Annotated in this window: 20 protein-coding genes; 10 read left to right on the forward strand and 10 right to left on the reverse strand. The window is 70.9% G+C overall.

The features are described 5' to 3' along the window. The first annotated feature begins 241 nt into the window (after nt 1-241). From ACFQUZ_RS12310 to ACFQUZ_RS12335, 6 genes are all read left to right on the forward strand, one after another. Nucleotides 242-1,861, forward strand: coding sequence for a protein kinase (locus ACFQUZ_RS12310; protein WP_377441361.1), 1,620 nt, complete (start codon nt 242-244; stop codon nt 1,859-1,861). Then, complete coding sequence (sigM, locus tag ACFQUZ_RS12315; protein ID WP_377441363.1) at nt 1,858-2,562, forward strand: RNA polymerase sigma factor SigM; 705 nt, start codon at nt 1,858-1,860, stop codon at nt 2,560-2,562. The genes ACFQUZ_RS12310 and sigM overlap by 4 nt, the downstream gene beginning before the upstream one ends. Beyond that, nucleotides 2,559-3,584 (forward strand): hypothetical protein, encoded by a 1,026-nt coding sequence (locus ACFQUZ_RS12320; RefSeq protein WP_377441365.1) that lies wholly within the window; start codon nt 2,559-2,561, stop codon nt 3,582-3,584. Before sigM ends, ACFQUZ_RS12320 begins: the two co-directional genes overlap by 4 nt. Nucleotides 3,585-3,767: 183 nt before the next feature. Continuing rightward, complete coding sequence (trxB, locus tag ACFQUZ_RS12325) at nt 3,768-4,721, forward strand: thioredoxin-disulfide reductase (RefSeq protein ID WP_377441367.1); 954 nt, start codon at nt 3,768-3,770, stop codon at nt 4,719-4,721. Nucleotides 4,722-4,750: 29 nt separating this feature from the next. Beyond that, the gene (gene trxA / locus ACFQUZ_RS12330; protein ID WP_377441370.1) at nt 4,751-5,074 is read left to right on the forward strand and encodes a thioredoxin; all 324 of its coding nucleotides are present in this window, start codon (nt 4,751-4,753) and stop codon (nt 5,072-5,074) included. A gap of 203 nt (nt 5,075-5,277) precedes the next feature. After that, entirely contained in the window at nt 5,278-6,426 is a 1,149-nt protein-coding gene (locus ACFQUZ_RS12335) for an N-acetylmuramoyl-L-alanine amidase (RefSeq protein WP_377441372.1), read from the forward strand. A 46-nt stretch (nt 6,427-6,472) separates the two neighbouring features. Here the strand turns inward: ACFQUZ_RS12335 and ACFQUZ_RS12340 are convergent, their stop codons facing one another. Beyond that, nucleotides 6,473-7,129 carry a GNAT family N-acetyltransferase gene (locus ACFQUZ_RS12340; protein WP_377441374.1) on the reverse strand — a complete coding sequence of 219 codons (657 nt, stop codon included), beginning with the start codon at nt 7,127-7,129 and terminating at the stop codon, nt 6,473-6,475. A 280-nt stretch (nt 7,130-7,409) separates the two neighbouring features. Here ACFQUZ_RS12340 and ACFQUZ_RS12345 point away from each other — a divergent pair, with 280 nt between their 5' ends. Both ACFQUZ_RS12345 and ACFQUZ_RS12350 read left to right on the forward strand, forming a co-directional pair. Further along, nucleotides 7,410-8,714, forward strand: a complete 1,305-nt coding sequence (locus ACFQUZ_RS12345) for a PLP-dependent aminotransferase family protein (RefSeq protein ID WP_377441375.1) — start codon at nt 7,410-7,412, stop codon at nt 8,712-8,714. Between the two features lie 8 nt (nt 8,715-8,722). After that, on the forward strand, nt 8,723-9,739 hold the full coding sequence (locus ACFQUZ_RS12350; RefSeq protein WP_377441377.1) for a D-alanine--D-alanine ligase: 1,017 nt from the start codon (nt 8,723-8,725) through the stop codon (nt 9,737-9,739). Between the two features lie 420 nt (nt 9,740-10,159). On the opposite strand, the gene ACFQUZ_RS12355 is transcribed toward ACFQUZ_RS12350, so the two are convergent. The 9 genes from ACFQUZ_RS12355 to rpmH form a co-directional block, all read right to left on the reverse strand. After that, the gene (locus ACFQUZ_RS12355) at nt 10,160-11,173 is read right to left on the reverse strand and encodes a hypothetical protein (protein WP_377441605.1); all 1,014 of its coding nucleotides are present in this window, start codon (nt 11,171-11,173) and stop codon (nt 10,160-10,162) included. Between the two features lie 539 nt (nt 11,174-11,712). Then, nucleotides 11,713-12,735: a ParB/RepB/Spo0J family partition protein gene (locus ACFQUZ_RS12360; RefSeq protein ID WP_377441379.1), complete on the reverse strand. Its 1,023-nt coding sequence runs from the start codon at nt 12,733-12,735 to the stop codon at nt 11,713-11,715. Nucleotides 12,736-12,760: 25 nt separating this feature from the next. Beyond that, a complete protein-coding gene (locus ACFQUZ_RS12365) occupies nt 12,761-13,990 on the reverse strand; it encodes an AAA family ATPase (RefSeq protein WP_377441381.1) in 1,230 nt (409 codons plus the stop codon). Between the two features lie 770 nt (nt 13,991-14,760). Beyond that, nucleotides 14,761-15,621 carry a 16S rRNA (guanine(527)-N(7))-methyltransferase RsmG gene (gene rsmG, locus ACFQUZ_RS12370; protein ID WP_377441383.1) on the reverse strand — a complete coding sequence of 287 codons (861 nt, stop codon included), beginning with the start codon at nt 15,619-15,621 and terminating at the stop codon, nt 14,761-14,763. Between the two features lie 3 nt (nt 15,622-15,624). After that, the gene (locus tag ACFQUZ_RS12375; protein WP_377441385.1) at nt 15,625-16,239 is read right to left on the reverse strand and encodes a protein jag; all 615 of its coding nucleotides are present in this window, start codon (nt 16,237-16,239) and stop codon (nt 15,625-15,627) included. A gap of 205 nt (nt 16,240-16,444) precedes the next feature. Then, nucleotides 16,445-17,467, reverse strand: coding sequence for a membrane protein insertase YidC (gene yidC, locus ACFQUZ_RS12380; RefSeq protein WP_377441387.1), 1,023 nt, complete (start codon nt 17,465-17,467; stop codon nt 16,445-16,447). Between the two features lie 3 nt (nt 17,468-17,470). Then, nucleotides 17,471-17,752, reverse strand: a complete 282-nt coding sequence (gene yidD, locus ACFQUZ_RS12385) for a membrane protein insertion efficiency factor YidD (protein WP_377441389.1) — start codon at nt 17,750-17,752, stop codon at nt 17,471-17,473. Further along, entirely contained in the window at nt 17,749-18,171 is a 423-nt protein-coding gene (gene rnpA, locus ACFQUZ_RS12390; RefSeq protein WP_377441391.1) for a ribonuclease P protein component, read from the reverse strand. The genes yidD and rnpA overlap by 4 nt, the downstream gene beginning before the upstream one ends. Before the next feature lie 35 nt (nt 18,172-18,206). After that, nucleotides 18,207-18,344: a 50S ribosomal protein L34 gene (gene rpmH / locus ACFQUZ_RS12395; RefSeq protein WP_377441393.1), complete on the reverse strand. Its 138-nt coding sequence runs from the start codon at nt 18,342-18,344 to the stop codon at nt 18,207-18,209. A gap of 633 nt (nt 18,345-18,977) precedes the next feature. Between rpmH and dnaA the strand changes: the two genes are divergently transcribed. Then, nucleotides 18,978-20,876 (forward strand): chromosomal replication initiator protein DnaA, encoded by a 1,899-nt coding sequence (dnaA, locus tag ACFQUZ_RS12400; RefSeq protein ID WP_377441395.1) that lies wholly within the window; start codon nt 18,978-18,980, stop codon nt 20,874-20,876. 916 nt (nt 20,877-21,792) lie between these two features. Next, nucleotides 21,793-22,926 (forward strand): DNA polymerase III subunit beta, encoded by a 1,134-nt coding sequence (gene dnaN, locus ACFQUZ_RS12405; protein ID WP_377441397.1) that lies wholly within the window; start codon nt 21,793-21,795, stop codon nt 22,924-22,926. The last annotated feature ends 56 nt before the right edge of the window (nt 22,927-22,982 follow it).

Consider the following 22,982-nt stretch of genomic DNA (forward strand, 5'->3'; position numbering starts at 1 on the left):
CAGGCGGCATCGGGCGGGCTCACCGCATCCGTCAGCCTGGATCGGGCGACCGGCCACGGCCGGGAGTCGCCGACCGGTCTCGGCCGCCCGGGTGCGGGGCCGACGCACAGTCATCGAGGGATGACGTGTCGGGGATCGGTCGGAGCCGGGTAAGGTCGCTCTCGGCGGGTGCCGACAGCACCTAGGCTAGTGGGGGACGCTCGCCGACAACGCGATCAGCGGACGGCGGAGCGGACTTCCGATGCCCACCAGAACGATGCCATCGATCGTCACCATCACCGAGGGAGGACGGGTGACCCAGGTCGGCGAGGGTCGAGAGGCGGACGAGGGCACCCCCCTGACCGCCTCTGTCGATGCTCCGTCCGCCGGTGAGGTCCTTGCCGAGCGGTACGAGTTGACCGAGCACATCAACGACGACAGTGCCGGTCGGCAGGTGTGGCGCGGCATTGACGTCGTGCTCCGTCGTCCGGTCGCCGTCGTGCTGCGGTATCCCGGTGGGGACTCCGCGGTCGAGATGCTCCAGGCCGCGGTCACCGCGAGCCGGGTGATCCACCCCAACCTGGTCGGCGTCTACGACGCCATCGACGAACAGGACCGGGCGTACGTCGTGCGCGAATGGGTGGACGGCCGGTCGCTGCGCGAGCTTGTTGCCCAGGACGGCTGCCTGGACCCGGCGCGGGCCACCACCATCGCGCACTCGGTGGCCGGAGCCGTCGCCGCGGTGCACGCCACCGGCATGGTGCACGGCAACATCCACCCGGGCACGGTCATGGTCGGTGACGACGGGCGGGTGGTCCTCGCCGACGCCCGGGCGGATTCCTCCGACTCCCGCACCACGGACGTGCGGGCCATCGGTGGTGTCCTCTACTTCGCCCTGACCGGCCACTGGCCGCACCACGAGGCCACCCTCACCGGCGGGACCGCCGGGCGGGGACGAGCCAGCCTGCCGGACGCGTTGCGCGACTCCGCCGGCGGTCTCACGGCGCCGCGGCAGGCGCGGGCCGGTGTGCCGGCCTATCTGGACGATCTCACGATGACCCTGCTCGATCCCTCGGTCGAGCCGCCGTCCTCGGACGTCCTCGCCGCCGAGTTGGGCCGGCTCGACATCGCCCAGGAGGAGTACCTCGACGACAGCGGTCCGCTCCGCTTCGCCGGTCGGTCCGACGACGGTGCCGAGCCGACGGGCGGCGGCCGGCGGAAGATCGCCGTCGGGGTGGCCGGGCTGCTCGTGGTCGCGTTGGTCGGGCTGCTCCTCGGCGTCAACGCGCTGGCCGGCGGCGGAGACGACGACCCGGGCTCGGCGGGGACCACTCCGGCCGCGCAGCCCGGTGGGTCGGACACCAGCGCCGGGGCCACCGCCGAGCCGCCGGGCAATCCCCAGCCGATCGAGCTCAACGCCGATCAGGTACGCGTCATCGACCCGGAGGGCACCCGCACCGAACTCCGCGACATCGACAAGGCGGTGGACGGTGACCCGGACGAGGGTTGGGACACCGAGAGCTACAACGACCCGCTCAGCAAGGTGAAGAGCGGGATGGGCATCCTGATCGATCTGAAGGAGCCGCGGACCCTCCAGTCGGTCCAGTTCGCCCTCTCCGCCCCGGGCACGAGCGCGGAACTGCGCACCGGTCCCACGGCGCCGAGTGAGAGCAGCAAGGCCGCGGACACGCAGATCGTATCGTCTTTCACCAGCCGCATCGGCGAGCCGATGATCGAGCACGACACGCCCACCATGACCTTCTCCGCCTTCGACGCCGACACGAAGTACCAGTACCTGCTGTTCTGGATCACCGAATTCCCCCGTGACGACGACGGCAAGTACCGGATCAGCGTCCAGGAGATCACGGTCAACGGGTTGTGACCGGACCGGCGGACCACCGCGCTGACGACGGCGACCTGCTCCGCGCCCACGTCGCCGGTGATCCGGACGCCTTCGCCGAACTCTTCCGCCGGCATCGGGACCGGTTGTGGGCGGTCGCGCTGCGTACCACCGGTGACCGGGAGGAGGCCGCCGACGCGTTGCAGGACGCGCTGCTCTCCGCGCACCGCGCGGCGGCCCGGTTCCGGGGCGACTCGGCGGTCACCACCTGGTTGCACCGGATCGTGGTGAACGCCTGCCTGGACCGGCTGCGGCGCCGGCAGGCGCATCCCACCGTGCCACTGCCCGATGGTTCGCGCTCGGACGATCCGGGTCACCACGGGGGTCGGGAACCGGCGGCGCCGGCCGCCGACCACGACCTCGCCCTGGTGGTCCGGCAGGCGCTCGCCGCCCTGCCGATCGAGCAGCGGGCCGCGTTGGTGCTTGTCGACGTGCAGGGTTATCCGGTCGCGGAGGCCGCCGACATCCTGGGCGTGGCCGAGGGCACGGTGAAGAGCCGATGCGCCCGGGGTCGGGCCCGGCTCGCCGTCCGGCTCGGTCACCTGCGGGGTCGCCCGCCCGTTCCCGCCGACAGCTCGGCCAGTTCGGGCGTGCCGCCCGTCACGCGGGGGAACCCCGGCCCGGTGGACAACGTCGGATCCGAGTCGGTGCACACCGGGCGCGACGGTCAGGAGGAACGGTGACGGCGGGCCAGTTCAGCGAGGTCGACCTGGACCGGCTGGCCGACTTCGTCGGCGGGGCGCTCGACGGCACCCCGGACGAGGCGGAGGTTCGCCGGCTGGTCGAGGAGGATCCGGCCTGGGCTGCCGCGTACGCCGATCTGGCCCCCGCGGTCGCGGCGGTGCGGGACCAGTTGGCCGACTGGGGCGTCCGGCCGGAGGAGCTACCGCCGATGGTGGCCGACCGCCTGGACACGGCGCTGGCGGCGGCCGGGACGGGCACCCCGGTGCCGCGCCCCCGGGAGACCGCCGGCCCGCACGCGCCGATCCGGCGGAGCGATCGTGCGCACCCGACACCCGACCGACCGACACCCGACCGACCCACACCCGACCGACCCACACCCGACCGGCCGACACCCGCTCGCCCGGCATCCCGACCGACCGCTGACCGCCCAATCCGGCGCCGGCGCTTGTCGAAGACGGCCAGACCGGTCCTGCTCGCCGTGTTGGTGGTAGCGGTGATCGGTGGCGGTGCCGGCCTGCTCGGGCGGTTCGGCACACTGTCCGCACTGGACGATTCGAGCGACAACGCCGCCACCTCGGCCGACTCCGGCGCCGGCGAGGTCCTGCGCGCGCCGTCGGCGGTACCGCCCCGGGTCTCCGGCACCGATTACGACGTCGACACGCTGCCGCTGGCCGCGACGATGACCGGCCCCGCCAAGGACGCGCCCGCTCCCGCGTCCACCCCCGGCATGCCGGGGATCGGACCGGAGACCGCCCCCGACGAAGGTGCCGTGCCGCCGGTGGAGTTGGCCCGACTGACCGACGCGGTGACGCTCGGTGCCTGCCTCGACGCCGTCGCGGCGGAGCACTCGGCGAGGCCGGTCACGGTGGAGCTGGTGGACCTGGCCGCGTACCGGGGCAGGCCGGCGGTGGTGACCGTATTCACGGACGGCGCGGGCGCCCGGTGGGTGTGGGTTTCCGGGCCGAGCTGCGGCCTGCCGGGCTCGGGAGCCGACACCCGGGACAGTCGCCGGGTAGGGTGAGCGAACCGACGCGGGCTGACTGAGGTCGGTCGCGTGACGTGACCCACCGGATGCCCGAATCGGGAATCCCCGGTTCGTACGATGAGTTCTGCTCAGCAGTTGCCGGCTATACCAGCGCGGCGGTCGGACGGCTCGGCCGGACGGCGTGCCGGGCGGTGACCATACACAGATCGGGAGACGGCAGTGGACGAGGTCCGCAACCTCATCATCATCGGCTCGGGACCGTCCGGCTACACGGCGGCCGTGTACGCGGCTCGGGCGAACCTCAAGCCGCTGGTCATCGAGGGCGTGCAGTCCGGCGGGGCGTTGATGACCACCACCGAGGTGGAGAACTTCCCCGGTTTCCCGGACGGCATCATGGGCCCCGAGTTGATGGACGCCATGCGCAAGCAGGCCGAGCGGTTCGGCGCGGAGTTCCTCACCGACGACGTGACCTCGGTCGAACTGGTGGACACCGGGGAGCCGGGTTCCGGTCGGACGCACACCGTACGGGTCGGTGAGACGGTCTACCGGTCCCGCGCGGTGATCCTGTCCACCGGGTCGGCCTGGCGTCCGCTCGGCGTGCCGGGCGAGCAGGAGTACCTCGGTCACGGCGTGTCCTCCTGCGCCACCTGTGACGGTTTCTTCTTCCGCAACCAGCACATCGTGGTGGTCGGCGGGGGCGACTCGGCGATGGAGGAGGCCACGTTCCTGACCCGGTTCGCCGAGACCGTGACGATCATCCACCGGCGGGACGAGTTCCGGGCCAGCAAGATCATGGCCGAACGCGCGCTGGCGAACGAGAAGATCCGTGTGGAGTGGAACACGATCGTGGAGGAGATCCTCGGGGCGGATGGCAAGGTGACCGGTGTCCGGGTGCTGAACACGCACACCGGGCAGACCAGGGTCATGGACGTCACGGGGGTGTTCGTGGCGATCGGCCACGACCCGCGGAGCGAACTGTTCCGCGGACAGATAGACATCGATGACAGTGGGTACGTGAAGGTGACCTCGCCGACCACGCACACAAGCGTTCCCGGGGTGTTCGCCGCCGGGGACCTGGTGGACCACACCTACCGCCAGGCGATCACCGCCGCGGGTACGGGATGCGCGGCGGCGATGGACGCCGAACGGTTCATCGCGACGCTGCAGGACTGACAACAACACAACCCCCGAGGAGGGTCCCAGTGGGAGCTACACAGGCGGTCACCGACGCCACCTTCACCAGTGCCGTGCTCCAGTCGGACAAGCCGGTCCTGGTGGACTTCTGGGCCGAATGGTGCGCGCCGTGCCGGAAGGTCGAGCCGCTGCTCGAGGAGATCGCCGGTGAGATGGGGGACAAGGTCACCATCGTCAAGCTCAACATCGACGAGAACCCGGAGACCGCCATGGCGTACCGGGTCATGTCGGTGCCGACACTTACCGTATTCAAGGGTGGTCAGCCGGTCCAGTCCGTGGCCGGCGCCAAGCCCAAGGGGGACCTGGTTCGGCTCATCGAAGCCGCCATGTGACCGCTCGGGAGGCCCCTCGTCGACGCTTCCGCGTCGGTGCGGGGCCTCCTTCGTACCCGCACCGGGTCGAGGCGGTACGGACGCCACAGGATGGGCATACTCTGCCAAGCGGCCGGCCGGGGATTCGGGGCGCGATAGGCTCCCGAGGGCCGTCGTCCGCCGGGCTATGGCGGCTGGCGGTCCCGCAGGCAGAGGAGGTTCACGTGCGCCCGATCCGACGTGGTGACCGAGGCCCGGCCGTCCGGGAGATCCGTTCGGTGCTGGTCGGACTCGACCTGTTGGACGGCGGCGTGACGGGCCTCGACGATTTCGACACGGCGACCGACCGGGCGGTTCGTGCCTTCCAGCAGAGCCGCGGGCTGAGCGCGGACGGTCAGGTCGGCGCGGAGACCTGGCGGGCCCTCGACGCCGCCCGCTGGCGACTCGGCGCCCGCACGCTTTACCACTCGGTGCCGGACCCACTGCGCGGGGAGGACGTCCGCGCGCTACAGGAACGCCTGCTGGAGATGGGGTACGACGTCGGCCGTGCGGACAGCATCTACGGGGTACGCACGGCCCGCGCCCTGGCCCAGTTCCAGCGGGAGGTGGGACTCGCCTCCGACGGCACCTGCGGGCCGCAGACGATGCACGCGCTCCGCCGGCTCGGTCGCAAGGTCGTGGGCGGACGCCCGCAGTGGCTGCGTGAGTCGGAGGCGTTTCGGCAGTCCGGCCCGGACCTGGTCGGCAAGGTGATCGTGATCGACCCGGGGCATGGCGGTGTCGACCCCGGTTTCGTCGTCCCGGACGGGTCGCTGCGTTGGGTCGAGGCCGATCTCGCGTACGACCTGGCGAGCCGGCTCGAAGGTCGGCTCGGCGCCGCCGGTATGCGCGTCCACCTCACCCGAGGGCCGGCGCCCACGGCGGCGCTGCCCGACCTTGCCCGAGCCGAGTTGGCCAACCAGCTCGGTGGCGACCTGCTGATCTCACTACACCTCGACGGCCACCCGAATCCCGAGGCGGACGGTGTCGCGACCTATCACTACGGCACCGGCAGCGGGGTGACCTCGACGATGGGCGAGCGACTCGCCGGTCTCGTGCAGCGGGAGATCGTGGTCCGCACCGGGCTGCGGGACTGCCACACCCACGCCAAGACCTGGGAACTGCTGCGGCTGACCCGGATGCCCGCGGTGCGGGTGGACGTCGGCTATCTCACCTCCCCGGTGGACCGGGAACGCCTGGTCGACCCCCTCTTCCGGGACCGGGTGGTGGACGCGATCGTGGCGGCGGTGCAGCGGATGTACTACCCGCAGGAGCAGGACGTGCCGACCGGTTCCATCGACGTACGCGAGCTTCGGGCCGCGCTCTCCGCCTAGGCACGCCGCGTCGGGGCGCGGACGGGCTCGCGAGGCGGTCCGGGCGTCAGATGCCGGACCGGGTGGCCGGCCGGACCGGGCGGAGCAGCGTCTCCGGGCTCATCGACCCGAGCAGCTTCTCCAGCGCGTACTCGACGTCGGACTTCCAGGACAGCGCGGTCCGCAGCTCCAGCCGCAGCCGCGGATAGCGAGCATGCGGACGGACGGTCTTGAACCCGACGGCCAGGAAGAAGTCGGCGGGCGCGACGCATCCGCCGGTCGGCTCGCCGCTCCCGTCGAACGTGGCGTCACCGAAAGCCTCGATCGCCTTGATGCCCCGTTTCGTGAGATCGCGTGCCACTCCCTGGACCAACATCCGGCCGAGTCCACCGCCGGCGAACGTCGCGACCACGTGCGCGGTGGTGAGCAGCGCCGCGTCGGCGGAGACAGGCGAGGTGGGGAAGGCCATGGACCGGGGCACGTACGCCGGTGGGGCATACATGACGAAACCGGCCGGCATGCCGTCGACGTAGACGAGCTTGCCGCAGGACCCCCACTCCAGCAGCGTCTGGGAGACCCATGCCTCCTTCTCCAGCCCTGGGTCACCCGCGGCGCAGGCGCGGTCGGCCGACACCGGGTCGAGTTCCCAGTAGACGCACTGCCGGCAGGGCCGGGGCAGATCCTCAAGGGTGTCGAGGGTCAAGCTGACCAGCCGTCGTGACATCGGCGTATCCCCACACTCCGGGCCCGCGGGTGAAACTTCGCGATCGGCACCGCGCCGCCGCCTCGGCCCCCAACGAGCGATCGTACGCCGGAACGTCGCGGCGAGGGAGGGGACAGCCCGATTCACACGTGTCCTCGGGTGGGACCCGGTTCTCGTCCGGTCCGCGATGTGGACCCCCGGTTCGGCCGGGGTATCCGCTGGCGGAGACGGGTCTAGGATCGACGGAACCAGCGGTACCCGCCGAATCGCCGGCTCCCGGCGACGCGATCGAGGTGATGTCATGACCGGCACGACGCTCGACGACTACACCGACCGGTACGCCCAGCGGGTGCGCGGCATGACGGCATCCGAGATCCGGGCGCTCTTCGCGGTGGCGAGCCGTCCGGAGGTCGTGTCGCTGGCGGGTGGCGCTCCCTACATCGCCGCACTGCCGCTGGACGCGGTCGGCGAGATGCTCGGGCAGTTGGCCAGCGAGCACGGGACGAGCACGTTGCAGTACGGCATCGGGCAGGGGACGCTGGATCTGCGCGAACGCATCTGCGAGGTGATGGCACTCTCCGGCATCGACGTGGCCTGCGGGGCGTCCCCGGAGGACGTGGTGGTGACGGTCGGTGGCCAGCAGGCACTTGACCTCGTCGCCCGGCTCTTTCTCGATCCCGGGGATGTGGTGCTCGCCGAGGGTCCGACCTACGTGGGCGCGCTCGGCGTGTTCCAGGCCGCCCAGGCGCAGGTGGTGCACGTCGCGATGGACGACGACGGCCTGGTGCCGGAGGCGCTGGAGGCGACCATCGCGGAGGTGGCCCGGTCCGGTCGACGGGCGAAGTTCCTCTACACCATCCCGACGTACCAGAACCCGACCGGTGTCACGCTCAGCGAGGAACGCCGGGAACGGGTGTTGGACATCTGCGAACGCGCCGGACTGCTGGTGGTGGAGGACGACCCGTACGGGCAGCTCGGTTTCGACGGCGCGGCGCCCGCACCGCTGCGGGCCCGGCGCCGCGACGGCGTCTTCTACCTGAGCACGTTCTCCAAGACCTTCGCCCCGGGACTACGGGTCGGCTGGATTCTCGCCCCACACGCCGTCCGGGACAAGTTGGTGATCGCGAACGAGGCGCAGGTGTTGTGTCCCAGCGCGTTCGCCCAGGCGGCGGTGGCCACCTACCTGTCCACCATGCCGTGGCGGCAGCAGCTGAAGGTCTACCGGGAGGTCTACCGGGAACGCCGGGACGCGCTGCTGTCCGCCCTGACCGACCTGATGCCCGAGGACACCACCTGGACCGAGCCCAACGGTGGCCTGTTCGTCTGGGCCACCCTGCCCGAGGGCCTGGACGCCAAGGCGATGATGCCCCGTGCCATCGCCGCCCGCGTCGCGTACGTTCCCGGCGTCGGTTTCTACGCCGACGGCTCGGGCGCCGGCAACATGCGGCTCAACTTCTCCTTCCCGCCGCCCGAGCGGATCCGCGAGGGTGTTCGCCGGCTGGCTGGCGTGCTGGAGCAGGAGGCCGACATGCGGCGGGTCTTCGGCGCCGGGCCGATTGCCGGTGACCGGCCCGGGACCCGGGAGCCACGCCCCGGCTTGGCATGATCTCCGGCATGGACACCAACCCCACCGATCCGATCGCACCAGTCCTCCCGCTGCCCCCGACGACCGGGTCGACCGCCGTCGAGCTGCGTGTGCTGGTGCTCGCCGGCGGCTTGTCGTACGAACGGGACGTGTCGCTGCGGTCGGGCCGGCGGGCGCTCGACGCTCTCCGTTCGATCGGCATCGAGGCGGAACTCCGGGACGCCGACGCGGCGTTGCTGCCGGCTCTCCAGGCCGACCCGCCCGACGCGGTGGTGATCGCGCTGCACGGCGCCACCGGCGAGGACGGTTCGTTGCGCGGCGTCCTCGACCTGACCGGCGTCCCGTACGTCGGTTGTGACGCCCGATCCTCCCGGCTCGCCTGGGACAAGCCGTCAGCGAAGGCGGTCCTCCGCGAGGCCGGGATCCCCACTCCGGACTGGGTGGCACTGCCGCACGACCGGTTCTCCGAGTTGGGTGCGGTCGCCGTACTCGACCGGATCGTCGACCGGCTCGGGCTGCCCCTGATGGTCAAGCCGGCGCAGGGCGGGTCGGGACTCGGCGCCGCGGTGGTCCGGGACAGCGCGTCACTGCCGCCCGCGATGGTCGGCTGTTTCGCGTACGACACCACCGCGCTTGTGGAACGGTACGTCCCCGGGATGGACGTCGCCGTTTCCGTGGTCGACCTGGGCGACGGCCCGGTGGCGCTGCCGGCGGTGGAGATCGTGCCCCGGGACGGCGTCTACGACTACGCGGCCCGGTACACGGCCGGGCTCACCACCTGGCACACGCCGGCCCGGCTGCCGGCCCCGACGGCAGGGCGGGTTGCCGAGATCGCCGTCGCCGCGCATACCGCACTCGGACTACGCGACCTGTCCCGCGTCGATCTGATCGTCGACGACAGCGGCGACCCGCACGTACTGGAGATCAACGTCTCGCCGGGCCTCACCGAGACCTCCCTCCTGCCACTCGCCGTCCGGTCAGCCGGCCTGGATCTGGGCCAGGTGCTGGGAGCGCTCGTCGCTCGCGCGGCGGCCCGCCTCGGCTGATCCCGCCTCGGCTGATCCCGGCTCTGCGGTCCGCCCGGCCGGCGGCCCGCGCCGGGCCCGCCTTCGCCGGCGTGCCGGGAGGAAGTGACCGGGTCCGCAGGGTCCGCCGTGACGGGCAACAGGCCGTCCCGCGCCCGTGTTTCACGTGGAACAACGGCAGGCGTCGGCCGTTCCCTGCGCCGGCCTGGTCCGGGCCGTTCCCTGCGCGCACCGTTTCACGTGAAACGGTGCGCGCGACGGTCCCGCAGAGACTGGCGCTGGCGACGGCGAATCCGGCCGGGCGCCGACGTTCCACGTGAAACGGCCGGTAGCGTGCGCCAGCGGCCGGCAGCGGATCTCGGACCTCAGCTTCGAGGCGTACCCTCAGGGCGCTCCGGGACCTCGGTGGTGGTTCCGCCGGTTGGCGCGCCACCCGCGTGGTCATCCCTGCGGGAATCCCCGGGCCGGCGGGACCACGTCCACGGACCGGCCGCCCTCTCCCGCGTACCGGCCACCGTCCACGGCGGAAGCGGCCGACCCGGCGGGTCCGTTGCCGTCCACGGCGGAAGCGGCCGACCCGGCGGGTCCGTTGCCGCCCACGGCGGAAGCGACAGGCCCGGCGGGCCCGTTGCCCGTCACGGCGGACCCCGCGGACCGGTCAACTCCTCCCGGCGCGCCGGCGGAACCGGCGGGTTGTCCGGTGCCCTCCGCAGCCGGCCCTGCGGGCCGGTCCCACCCTTCCGGCATGCTGGCGGGTCGTCCGGTGTCCTCCGAGGCGTGGGCAGCCTGATCGTTCTCCCCGTCCGCTTCGCCAGCCGGAGCCTCCGCCTCCGCTACCGACACGTCGGGCGTCGCCGGTGGATCGATCGGGACGGTCTGGCTGAAGCTCGACGGCGCCTGCCACTGGATCCGCGGCGGTTCCGCCAACGGCCGTCCGCCGAACTCGGCGAGCCACGCCGCGACAAGTGCCAGGTTCTCCCGCCACTGCCGGTCCGGGATGGGGGGCAGGATCGCGTCCCATAGCGACAGGAACGTCCCTCGAAGCTGAAGTTGGCCATACGGTCGGGCCAGGAACCACATGTGCAGGTGAGCCGAGCCGTCTCCCCAGCGGTTCACGTGCACGCGGGCGACGCCGTCGAGCGAGCGGATGGCTCGCTCCAGGCGGACCGTCATCACCCCCAGTTCCGCGGCGAGCAGGTTGGGCAGGTCACCGAGATCGAGGTGAGACCTGGACTCGAGGATCAACACCATGGGCAGCCCGGTCGGTCTGTCCATGGTCCGGACGCGCCATCGATCGCTGACCCAGATGTACGCGTCATCGGGCGCGTTGCAGGCCGTGCAGTCGTTCCCGTCCTCACCCTTGCGGGCCGGCTCGACCGGCACCGGGTCTTCGAGTTCCTTGAGGCGGAGAGCACCCTCGAAGGGGAAGGAGGGCCATTTCGTGAAGTCTGGTATGGCGGGAGGGGTGTGGGGCACGAGGGTGACCATAGCCCTTTTGCGAGTCGCTGTCGTGGGTGGGATTTGCGGCCGGCGGAACCCTTCGCCGCGACGATCTCTCGCCTGTCGGCTGGTGGATTCGAACAGGGATCAGGTGGCCCCGAACGGACCGCGGCCGGTTCCGGGGAGCCCGCCGGTGGCCGACCAGCCGGCGTATGGAGTCGTTATCCACAGGCTCACACCCCCGCTGACGCCTGGTTTCACGTGAAACGTGACCGCCTGTGGAAAACCCCTGTGGATAGTGAGGGCACCTCGCCCGCGGCCGGGTCTCGTCGTCGTTTCACGTGAAACCTTGCGTGGGGTTCGCCGTGCCCCGGCATGACTCGGGTCGGGCGCGCCGGTTCCCACCCCGGAGCGGTAAGCATCGGAGCCCGGCCAGCCGGACGCCTGGGAGGAGGGCCCTGCAGCGCGACGGCCGTGGATCCGAGTGGATCCACGGCCGGTGGTAGATGGGACGTGGTTATCAGTGCACAGGACGGTCGGCGAGCCCGGTCGGCTCAGTCCTCCGACTGCTTCTCCGTCCCGATGATCCCGACGATCCGCTCCAGGTCGTCCACTGTGGCGAATTCGATCGTGATCTTCCCTTTGTTGCGGCCGATGTCGACCTTCACCCGGGTGTCGAACCGATCTGACAGGCGGTCAGCCAATTCGGTGAGCCCCGGGGCGTGCGGCTTTGCCCGGCGCTTGGCCGGTGACGCCTTGCCCGCCGATCCGTCGGAGAGCGCGAGCTGCACCAGTTCCTCGGTGGCCCGGACCGACAGTCCTTCGGCGACGATCCGCTTCGCCAGGGTGTCCTGCGCGGCCTGGTCATCCAAGCCGAGCAGCGCCCGAGCGTGACCGGCCGAGAGCACCCCGGCGGCGACCCTGCTCTGCACCTGCGGGGGCAGGTTCAGCAGGCGGAGCGTGTTGGAGATCTGTGGCCGGCTACGGCCGATCCGGCGGGCCAACTCTTCGTGAGTGGCACCGAACTCGTCGAGCAGTTGCTGGTACGCGGCCGCCTCTTCGAGCGGATTCAGGTTGGCCCGATGAATATTCTCCAGCAGCGCGTCCCGCAGCATGGCGTCGTCGCGGGTGTCCCGCACGATCGCCGGGATCGACTCCCGGCCGACGGCCTGCGCGGCCCGCCACCGACGCTCTCCCATCACCAGCTCGTACCGCTCGCCACCGAGTTGCCGGACGACGATCGGCTGCAGGAAGCCGACCTCCTGGATGGAAGCCTTCAACTCCTCCAGCGCGTCCTCGTCGAAGACCTGACGGGGCTGCTTCGGGTTCGGCTCGATGGCGTCGACCGGGATCTCGGCGAACCGCGCCCCAGGGACCGGGGCGAGCCGATCCTCGTATCCGCCCGAGGTGAGGTCCGAGGCTTCGGTGGGGGATGACGATCCCGAGTCGGCGTTCGACTGGGTGGCCGACTGGCCGTCCGGTGGGACGATGGCAGCCGCCGTGGCCGGCTGCACGGGTGCGGTCGGGATCAGCGCCCCCAACCCGCGTCCGAGCCCGCCGCGCGGACGGTTCTTCATGCCATGCCTCCCACTTGTTCTGACCTCAGGCATTCCGGCCCACGGCCGTTCGGACGCCCCGCTCGGCGATCTCCTGGGCCGCCTCGAAGTAGCTGGTTGCCCCCCGCGAACCGGGATCGTAGGTCATCACCGACTGGCCGTAGCTGGGAGCCTCCGACACCCGCACGTTGCGGGGGATCACCGCTTGGAGCACCTTGTCACCGAAGTGGTTGCGCACGTCCTGCTCTACAGCGTCGGCCAATCGGGTCCGCCGGTCGTACATGGTGAGCAGGATCGTGGAGACGTCGAGGTTCGGATTGAGGTGCTGACGTACCAGGTTGATGTTGTTGATGAGCTGGTTCAGGCCCTCCAGCGCGTAGTACTCGCACTGGATCGGGATCAGCACCTCCCGAGCGGCTACCAGCGCGTTGACCGTCAACAGGCCGAGCGAGGGCGGGCAGTCGATGAAGACGTAGTCGAACTGGTCCGGGTGGGCACTGATCGCCCGCGACAGCCGGGACTCCCGGGCCACCACCGAAACGAGTTCGATCTCGGCGCCGGCCAGGTCGATGGTGGCGGGTACGCACCAGAGGTTCGGGATCCCTTCGACCGGCTGGGCCACGTCTGAGATCGGTGCGCTGTCGATGAGACAGTCGTAGACGTCCGGGACTCCCGTGTGGTGCGGCACGTTGAGTCCGGTGGAGGCGTTGCCCTGGGGGTCCAGGTCCACCACCAATACCCGGTTCCCGTGCAGGGCGAGAGCGACCGCCAGGTTCACCGTGGTGGTGGTCTTGCCGACTCCTCCCTTCTGGTTGGCAACGCACATGATCCGAGGCTGGTCCGGGCGCGGCATGGTGACCTCACCACTCGGATTGAGAATGTGCACGGCGCGCATAGCCTCCATAGCCAGGGGTGGGTCTTCGTCGTCGGGGGGTGCGGCCGGGAGGGCCACCGAACCGGCACCGTCGTCCACCGGGGCATCGGTGGGGTAGGCGTCCGCAGCGGAGGGATGGGGCGTCCCAGCGGGCGCGGTGCCACCCGACCGTACGGCATCCGTCGGGTGCTCGGCACGTCCGGTCACGTCGGGCGGCCGGGGAACTTCGGCCCGCCCGACGTGCTCGGAGCGGCCGCCCGGCGGCGTCGACACCGGACGCGTCGGTGGCGTGCCGGTCAGGGGCGCCGACGGCTGGCCCGAAACCGGCGCCGAAGCCGGACCAACCCGACCAGCCGACGAAGCGGACACGGGGCCGACCCGACCAGTCGGCGGAGCGGACACGGGGCCGACCCGACCAGTCGGCGGAGCGGACACCGGCCCAACCCGACCAGCCGGCGGCCCCGAGGTCGGAGTCGCCGACGTCGGTCCCTGGAAGGCGGGGCCGTTCGGGTCCGGCACGGATCGGCCAGGCGGGGGTTCGGCTGCCACCGGACCGGCGGTCGGCTCGGACGGTGCGGCTCCTGGCGACTGGAACGCGGGCGTCACCGGTGGCTGCCGACGCTCCTCCCAGGACGGCGCCGGCGCGGCGGGAGCCACCCGAGGCTGCGGAACATACGATCCGTCCGATTCAACCTGGGGGTACGACATGCGGGAACGTCCGCTCGCCGACCAGCCGTCGTAGTCGGTTGTTTCACGTGAAACGGTGGCGCGGTCTCCGTGCGGATCGACCACGTCTGACTCGTCGTACCTACCGTTGTTCTGCACCGTGTGATCCCTGCCCGCTCCGGATGGGGGTCGGCACCGCCGCGCTCACGTCCGCGCGTACGGGCGAAGCGTGTGGCCGGCGATGAGCGTCGGGCCTGTCGAGCATCGCCCAATCGCGTCCGGATCCACACTATCGACGCGCGGCCAGCCTACGGCCGACGGGCGGCTGAGGCCACGGCTCCCCACCATTCGGTCGAGAGTCACCAACCGAACGAGTCAGGGTGTGGTGCCGATACGCCCTGACCCGTCCACTACCGGCTGGTTTGTCGTGGCGCGCCCGCACGGCGCGCCGCACGATCCCATGTGGAGGGTCGTCCCGTAGGCCATGGCATCGTTCAACGGGTACGTCAGGAACGTCCACCGCGCGCGGACCGCGCGCCACCGGCAGCCCGCTCCCGGCGGATGTCGATCACAGTGGTCGGTGGGTCGAGAAGGTCGACGCCGCACTGGCGTACCACCGGGTCGTCACCGCCGAGCCGGTGCACCGCGCCGCGGTGCTCCGCCACCTCGCCGGCTGCCGATGCCCCCTTCATGGCAAGCAACCTGCCGCCGATGTCGACAAGCGGCAGGCACCATCGGGCCAGCTTGTCGAGCGGGGCCACCGCCCGGGCCGTGACGATGTCGGCGGGCGGGTAGCCGGCGCCCGGAATCTCCTCGGCCCGACCCCGCACCACCGTCACGGAGCCGGCGAGGCCGAGTGCCGCCACCGCCTCGTCGAGGAACGCGGTACGCCGGGCCAGTGGCTCCACCAACGCGATGTCCAGGTCCGGTCGGGCGATGGCCAGCACCAGGCCGGGCAGGCCGGCGCCGGATCCCACGTCGACGACCAGCCGCCCGGCGGGGATGAGTTCGGCCAGGGCCGCGCAGTTGAGCAGGTGCCGCTCCCAGAGGCGGGGGGTCTCCCGGGGACCGATCAGCCCGCGCACCACGCCGTCGGTCGCGAGCAGTTCGGCGTACGCGACGGCCAGCGGCAGTCGTGCGCCGAACAGCGCCGTGGCCGCGTCGGCCGATCCCGGCGGTACCGGTACGCCGGAACCGGCGTCGCCAGCGGAACCGGCCAGGTCCGGCGGTTGGGTGGTGGCAGCGCGGCGCACACCGGCAGCCGCCTCGGCGGATGGGCCGTCGGTGTCGTCGCTCTCCGGGGGGACACGCTCCGGCCCGGGTGGTGAACCACCCGGGCCGGAACCATCACCAGTGTCGTCGATCATGCGTCAGTCAACCGGGCGGACGACGATCCGCCGGTTGGGCTCCACACCCTCCGACTCGCTCTCCACCCCACTCATCGCGTTTACCACGTCGTGCACGCACTTGCGCTCGAAGGCCGTCATCGCGTCCAGTCGGACGGGCTCGCCGTACTCGCGGACCTTCTCCACCGCGTTCTTGGCGACCGCGGCCAGCTCCTTGCGCCGGGTGGCCCGGTAGCCGCCCACGTCGAGCAGTAACCGGCTCGGCGATCCGGTCTGCCGGTACACCGCGAGCCGAGCCAGTTCCTGAAGCGCTTCCAGGGTGGCGCCGCGCTGACCGACCAGGGCCTGCAACCGGCCGCCGACCACCTCGACCATCGGCCGTCCACCGGAGATCAGCTCGTCGATGTCCCCGTCGTAGTCGAGGATGTCGAGCAGTCCTTCGACGTAGTCCGCGGCGATCTCGCTCTGCCGGAACAGGTCGCTGTCGTTGCCGCCCTTCGCGGCCCCACCGTTGCCGCCCTCGGCGGGCTCCGCGTCCTCGCGCTCACCGGCCACGTCGGCCGACTCGGCCGTGGCGACCGCCGTGTCGGCATCCTCGCTCAGCGGTTGCTCGGCACGTGGCGTGCTGGTCTCGGTCACCGTCTCATCTCCGTATCCGATCGGCCGGACCCTGCGGTCCGCTGGTTTCCCCGGCCGGCGGGAGGTCGCCGTGGCCCGGGGCACGTCTCATGCGGGCATCCTCGCGCCCTCGCCCCGCCGCGCGGGGGCGATTGGCGGAACCGCACCGGCCTCGCGGCGGCGCGGTTCCGCCTGCTCCGCGTCCGGCGGGCCGGGCGACGGGCCGTCACCGGCGCTTCGCCGGCCGCTTCTTCTTCGGGTTGACCGGCTTGGCGCCCGGCTTGGGCGCCAGCGCCCGGCTCTCCGGGGCCGGCTGGGTGACCGGCTGCGCGCCGTTCGCCTTCGCCCGGTTGAACAACCCACCGGACTTCGCCGGCTGCGCGGGGCCGGTCTTGGCCGCCGGCTTGCCCGCGGTCTTCGCCGGCACCGGCTTGCCGGAGGGCGACATGGTGGGCGGCGGGGGGAACTTGCGCAACACCCACTGCTGCTGGGCGAGGGTGAAGAGGTTGTTGGTAACCCAGTAGATGATCACACCGATCGGGAAGATAGCGCCGGAGATCAACAGCGAGGCCGGGATGCCGTAGAGCATCAGCCGCTGGATCATCCGCTGCTGCGGGTCCTGCGCCCAACCGGTCTTGAGGATCATCTGCTTGCTGGTCAGGTACGTCGTGAGCATCATGATCAGGACCAGCACGCCGGCCATGATCTTGACAGTGGTGCCGTTGGCGTTCAGCGCGGCGAGTTCCTCGGCCGTCGAGCCGAACTTTCCGGCGATCGGCGCGGTGAACAGCGTCGCCATGGAGGCGCTGTCGAACTGCTCAACCGTCCATCCGTACAGGACCTTGTTCAACTCGCTCTTGCCCGGGTCGAGCCGGCGCAGCACGTGGAACAGGCCGAGGAAGACCGGGATCTGGAGGAACATCGGAAGGCAGCCCATGAGCGGGTTGGCCTTTTCCTTCCGGTACAGCTCCATCATTTCTTTCTGGAGCGACTCCCGGTCACCCTTGTGCTTCTCCTGGAGCGCCTTCACCTGCGGCTGGAGCGCCTGCATCGCCCGCTGCGACTTGATCTGCTTGACGAAGACCGGGAACAGGATGACCCGGACCGTCACCACCAGGAAGACGATCGCCAGGATCCAGGACCAGTTGGTGCCGAGCACCGAGCCCGCCGGCACCCCGATGGCGTCCCAGGCCGAATGCCAGGCCAGCAGGATCCACGAAATCGCGAAGTAGATCCAGTCGAGACTCAATTCTCAGGCTCCAGTCACATCGACGTGGCGGCGGCCCGGCACCGGTACCGGGTCATATCCACCGGGGTGGAAGGGGTGGCACCGGAGCAGCCGCCGGACCGCCAGGCCGGTCCCCCGGAACGCTCCGTGCCGCGTCACCGCCTCGAGGGCGTACGCGCTGCACGTCGGGTGGAACCGACAGCGGGCCGGCAGTGCCGGGCTTATCCAACGACGGTACGCGACGATCGCACCCGTCAGCACTCGGGCACCGACCGTGCGGGCGGCAGGTCGTCGCGGTTCGGTCATCGACGCCCCCGGTTCGGTCGACGCGGGGCCCGGGCCGCGGCCAGTGCCGCGTCCAAATCATGACCCAGCCGTGCACTGGACGCCCCGGCCGCCTCGGGAAGCGCCCGCACCACCAGATCGGCACCGGGCGGCAGTCCGTCCATCCGGTCCCGGACCAGATGGCGCAACCGCCGTCGTACGGCGTTGCGGGTAACCGCGTTGCCGACCGCCTTGGACACGACAAAGCCGGCCCGGGGCGGCTCGGTCGTGGACCGCGTACCGCCGCTCGGAGCCGGCTTCGGCGATGGCGGCCGGTCGGCCGCCGGAAAGGCGGGCATCCGCAGGTGTACGACGAGGCTGCCCCGCCCGGCCCGACGGCCACCCCGGATCGCTGCGGCGAACTCGGAGCTGCGCCGCAGTCGGTGTGCGGCGGACAGCACGACTGCCTTGTCCTGCGGATCGGCCCCGGTGGCGCTCAGGCCGCCAGGCGGGCCCGGCCCTTGGACCGTCGGTTGGCGACGATGGCCCGCCCGGCCCGGGTGCGCATGCGCAGCCGGAAGCCGTGGGTCTTGGCGCGCCGGCGGTTGTTCGGCTGGTACGTGCGCTTGCTCACGTCAGGCTCTCCGTCTTCGTACGCCCCGGACACTGATCGTCGGGGTCGTGTGGTGGTCTGGCGTCGGCCGCCGCGGTGGCGGCCTCGGGTTGGTGCTGCCCGGTGGTCGCCGGTGACCGGAGCCGACCGGGCGGCACGCGAACAGCGAGCACTCGTCACCCTAGCAGAGGGCAAGAAGGCAGCCGTTCCAGCCTACGCACGGCGCAATGCACCGTCAAACCCCCGCGATTCCCCGCACTGACCCGGACACCGATGCCGAAACCAGCCCGGACCCCCGCACGTCGACGGCCCGGTGACCCGCGACGGTTGAACGGTTGTGGACGACGCTGTTAGCGTGCCCGTTTGCCGGTCAGCGTCAGCAGTCCCGGTCGCTACCGCGCAAAACCGGGAAAGCTCCTCGATCGTTCGCACGGTAGCCCACGCCACGCGCCGTGGCGGCGTGGGCGGGTCAGACGAACGTGCGATGTGGGAGCCACAATCGGTCGATACACAGGCTGTGGATAACTTGTGGACAGCCACCGGTATCGGCGCCGGGGGGTGCGACATCCTGCCTGCTCGAGCACGGCGGCAGGCCGGACGGCCGTCGGAGGACCGGCGGCGGTCGGGACGCAGAGGCGAGGGGGTGGCGCGACGGTGGCCGACACGATCGACCTTGCCGCGGTGTGGTTGGCCACGACGGACGAGTTGGCCGATGAGATCGGCTCGGCGCAGCAGCGGGCCTACCTCAGGCTGACCCGGCTCCGCGCGATCGTCGAGGACACCGCCCTGCTTTCCGTGCCGGACGCGTTCACCCGCGACGTGATCGAGTCCCGGCTGCGGCCGTCGATCACCGAGGTGCTCTCCCGGCGACTCGGCCGCCCGATCCAGGTGGCGGTGACCGTGCGCGCACCCGAGGACGGTCAGGGGCGCCCGACCGGCACCGTTTACGGCAGCGCCGTGGTCGTGGACTCCGCGGGGTCCGATCCGGGACCCGGCGGTTCCGGTCCGGACTTCCCGGCGGACATCCGGTCCGGCATATCCTCCCCGGACACCGGGCCGGACCGGGCCGACCCGGCGGGATACCGGGACCAGGACTGGCCGGCCTACCGGAACGAGGGTCGGACGGGTGATCCCGAACACCTCACGTCCCGGACGCCGAGCCATCCGGACAGGTCCGTCGCGGCGGAGCCGGTCGACCGGTACGCGGCCGAACCGTCCACCGGGTCCGCCCAGCACGCCGGGTCCGCCCAGCACGCCGGGTCCGCCCAGCACGCCGGCTCGGCCCAGCACGTCGCGGACCGGAACGCCGCGCCGTCCGGTCGGGATGGTCAGGAGGCGCTGTTCGCCGCGCCGTACCCAGAGCCGCGGCGGCCGGCACCGGGAGAGCGTCGGGGGCCGGCCACCGAGCGCCGGCCCGAGCCTCGGCCTCCCGAGCGGCCCGCGGAGCGTTCCCAGCCGCGGTACGGCGAGAGCCTCGGCCCGCGCAACGACCGTCGGCCCGGTGGCGTGCCCGAGCCGACCCAGGGCAACCGGCTCAACCCCAAGTACATGTTCGAGACGTTCGTCATCGGTTCCTCGAACAGGTTCGCCCACGCCGCGTCGGTGGCGGTGGCGGAGTCGCCGGCGAAGGCTTACAACCCGCTGTTCATCTACGGCAGTTCGGGGCTGGGTAAGACCCACCTGTTGCACGCCATCGGGCACTACGCCACGACGTTGGGCAATGCCCGCTCGGTCCGGTACGTTTCGACCGAGGAGTTCACAAACGACTTCATCAACTCGTTGCGGGACGACAAAACCAGCGCGTTCCAGCGCCGCTACCGCGACGTGGACATCCTCCTGATCGACGACATCCAGTTTTTGGAGAACCGGGAGCGGACCCAGGAGGAGTTCTTCCACACCTTCAACACGCTCCACAACGCCAACAAGCAGATCGTGATCACGTCGGACCGCTCGCCGAAGCAGCTCGCCACGCTGGAGGACCGGCTGCGCACCCGGTTCGAGTGGGGACTGCTCGCCGACATCCAGCCGCCCGACCTCGAGACCCGGATCGCGATCCTGCAGAAGAAGGCCGCCCAGGAGCGTCTCTTCGCCCCACCGGACGTGTTGGAGTTCATCGCCTCCCGGGTGTCCAACTCGATCCGGGAGCTTGAGGGAGCCCTCATCCGGGTCACCGCGTTCGCCAGCCTGACCCGGTCGACCGTCGAGCTGTCCCTCGCCGAGGAGGTCCTGCGGGACTTCATTCCGGACGGCTCCGGGCCGGAGATCACCGCCGACCAGATCATGGTCTCCACGGCCGACTACTTCGGGGTCAGCCTGGAGGATCTGCGTGGCCACTCCCGGTCGCGGGTGCTGGTCAATGCCCGCCAGGTGGCCATGTACCTGTGCCGGGAGCTCACCGATCTCTCGCTGCCCCGGATCGGCCAGGCCTTCGGCGGCCGTGACCACACCACCGTGATGCACGCCGACCGCAAGATCCGCCAGCAGATGGCCGAGCGTCGGTCGCTCTACAACCAGATCGCCGAGCTGACCAACCGGATCAAACAAAGCACCTGACCTCCGCTGACCACCACCGCCCGGCCCACCGCCCGGCCCACCGCCCGGCCCACCGCCCGGCCCACCGTTCGACCCTGCCGCCCGCGTCCGTGGTGGCGGACCAGCGCCGACTGCGCCGTCTGCCCGCACCGGCCGACCTGTAGGTGGCCGGGCCTCGGTCCCTGGCTGCCCGCCGCGGCTCATGGGCCCACGATCTGCCCGCCGCGGCTGTAGCCCGACTCCGCGCTCCGGTCATCTCGGCCGGCCTCAGCCTCCTCACAAGGCCTCGGTTGTCCCCAGCCCCGGCCGTTTGTCCACAGCACGTTATCCACCGACGGTGGATAACTCACCCTGTGACAGCGGACAGTTACCCACAGGTTGTGGACAAACCCTGGGGACGACGCTGTGGATGCCTGGGGACAACCTCGGCCTTGTCCACCGATCGACCCTCCCCTGTGTACAGCCTGTTGAAGGTTCTGGGGAAAACTTCGAATCATCGAGGATCCGTTGTCCACAAGGCTGGGGAGAAACCGGGGGGTAACCCGGTGGATAACCGGTGGATAACCGTGGACAACTCGTCGACGGAGCGGGGCTGTGGATCCACACGGGGGGTTATCCCGAGGCCATCCACAGCTAACTCACCGGTCCGCACGCCGCTGACCTTGGTAAACGTCGGTTCTCCACAGTTTGCACAGCACCGATGAAGACGATGAGTTTTATCTTCTGAGAGACAAAAACCAATCATCGGCGTTGGGCATTCTGTGGATTGCACCATCGGCCAGTCCCCGGCCAGGAAGAGATCTTCAAAGTGCGGGGGGTCGGGTCCCCAGCCGATGCCTTCACGCCCTAAGGTGCATCTGGACCCGCACGGTTGGCCGGGCCGGTTAGGTGTCGTCGGCATGAGAGAGTGGTCGCTGACGTCGAGGCGGAGGCAGGCATGAAGTTCCGAGTGGAGCGCGACGCGCTCGCCGATGCGGTGGCATGGACGGCCAAGAGCCTGCCCAGCCGCCCGTCAGTTCCGGTACTGGCCGGGGTGATGCTGCGGGTCACCGACGGCAGCCTGCACGTCTCCGGCTTCGACTACGAGGTTTCCAGCCAGGTCCGCGTCGACGTGCAGGCCGACGCGGACGGTGCCGCACTGGTCTCCGGGCGGCTGCTCGCTGAGATCACCAAGGCGTTGCCGGCGAAGCCGGTGGACATCGCCGCCGTCGGGGCCCACCTGGAACTGGTGTGCGGCAGTGCCCGGTTCACCTTGCCGACGATGCCGGTCGAGGACTACCCGACACTTCCCGAGATGCCGGCGAACGCGGGCACCGTGGACGCCGCCGCGTTCGCCGCCGCGGTGGCCCAGGTGGCGGTCGCCGCCGGCCGGGACGAGACGCTGCCGATGATGACCGGGGTTCGTCTCGAACTGAACGGGAACACCCTCGTCATGCTGGCCACGGATCGATACCGGCTGGCGATGCGGGAGATGCCGTGGCAACCGGACGACCCGGACGTCAGCGTCAACGCGTTGGTGCCGGCGAGGACGCTGCACGACACGGCCAAGGCACTCGGCCCGCTGGGCGGGGAGGTCACGGTGGCGCTGGCGCACGGGACCGCCGGCGAGGGCATGATCGGCTTCGCCGGGGGGACTCGCCGGACCACCAGCCGGTTGCTCGACGGTGCCAACTACCCGCCGGTCCGCTCGCTCTTCCCGGCGACATCCAACGCCCAGGCGCAGGTCACCGTGGCCGCCCTGGTCGAGGTGGTCAAGCGGGTCGCCCTGGTCGCCGAGCGGACCACGCCGGTGCTGCTCAGCTTCAGTGGTGACGGACTGGTCGTGGAGGCCGGCGGCACCGAGGAGGCGCGCGCCAGCGAGGCCATGGACGCGAACTTCACGGGCGAGCCGATGACCATCGGCTTCAACCCGCAGTACCTCATCGACGGTCTGCAGAACATCGGTTCGCCGACGGCGTCGCTGTCGTTCGTGGACGCCTTCAAGCCCGCGGTGATTTCTCCCTCGACCGAGGATGGGGAGCCGGTTCCTGGGTACCGATACCTGATCATGCCGATCCGGGTCACCCGCTGAGGCTGGTTCGGCACTGACCCGGGGCCCGACAGGCTCGCACCACCATCGTCGAAGGG

Origin of the sequence: Plantactinospora sp. GCM10030261, from assembly GCF_042666615.1 — a bacterium.
In the GTDB taxonomy this organism is placed as follows: domain Bacteria; phylum Actinomycetota; class Actinomycetes; order Mycobacteriales; family Micromonosporaceae; genus KBS50.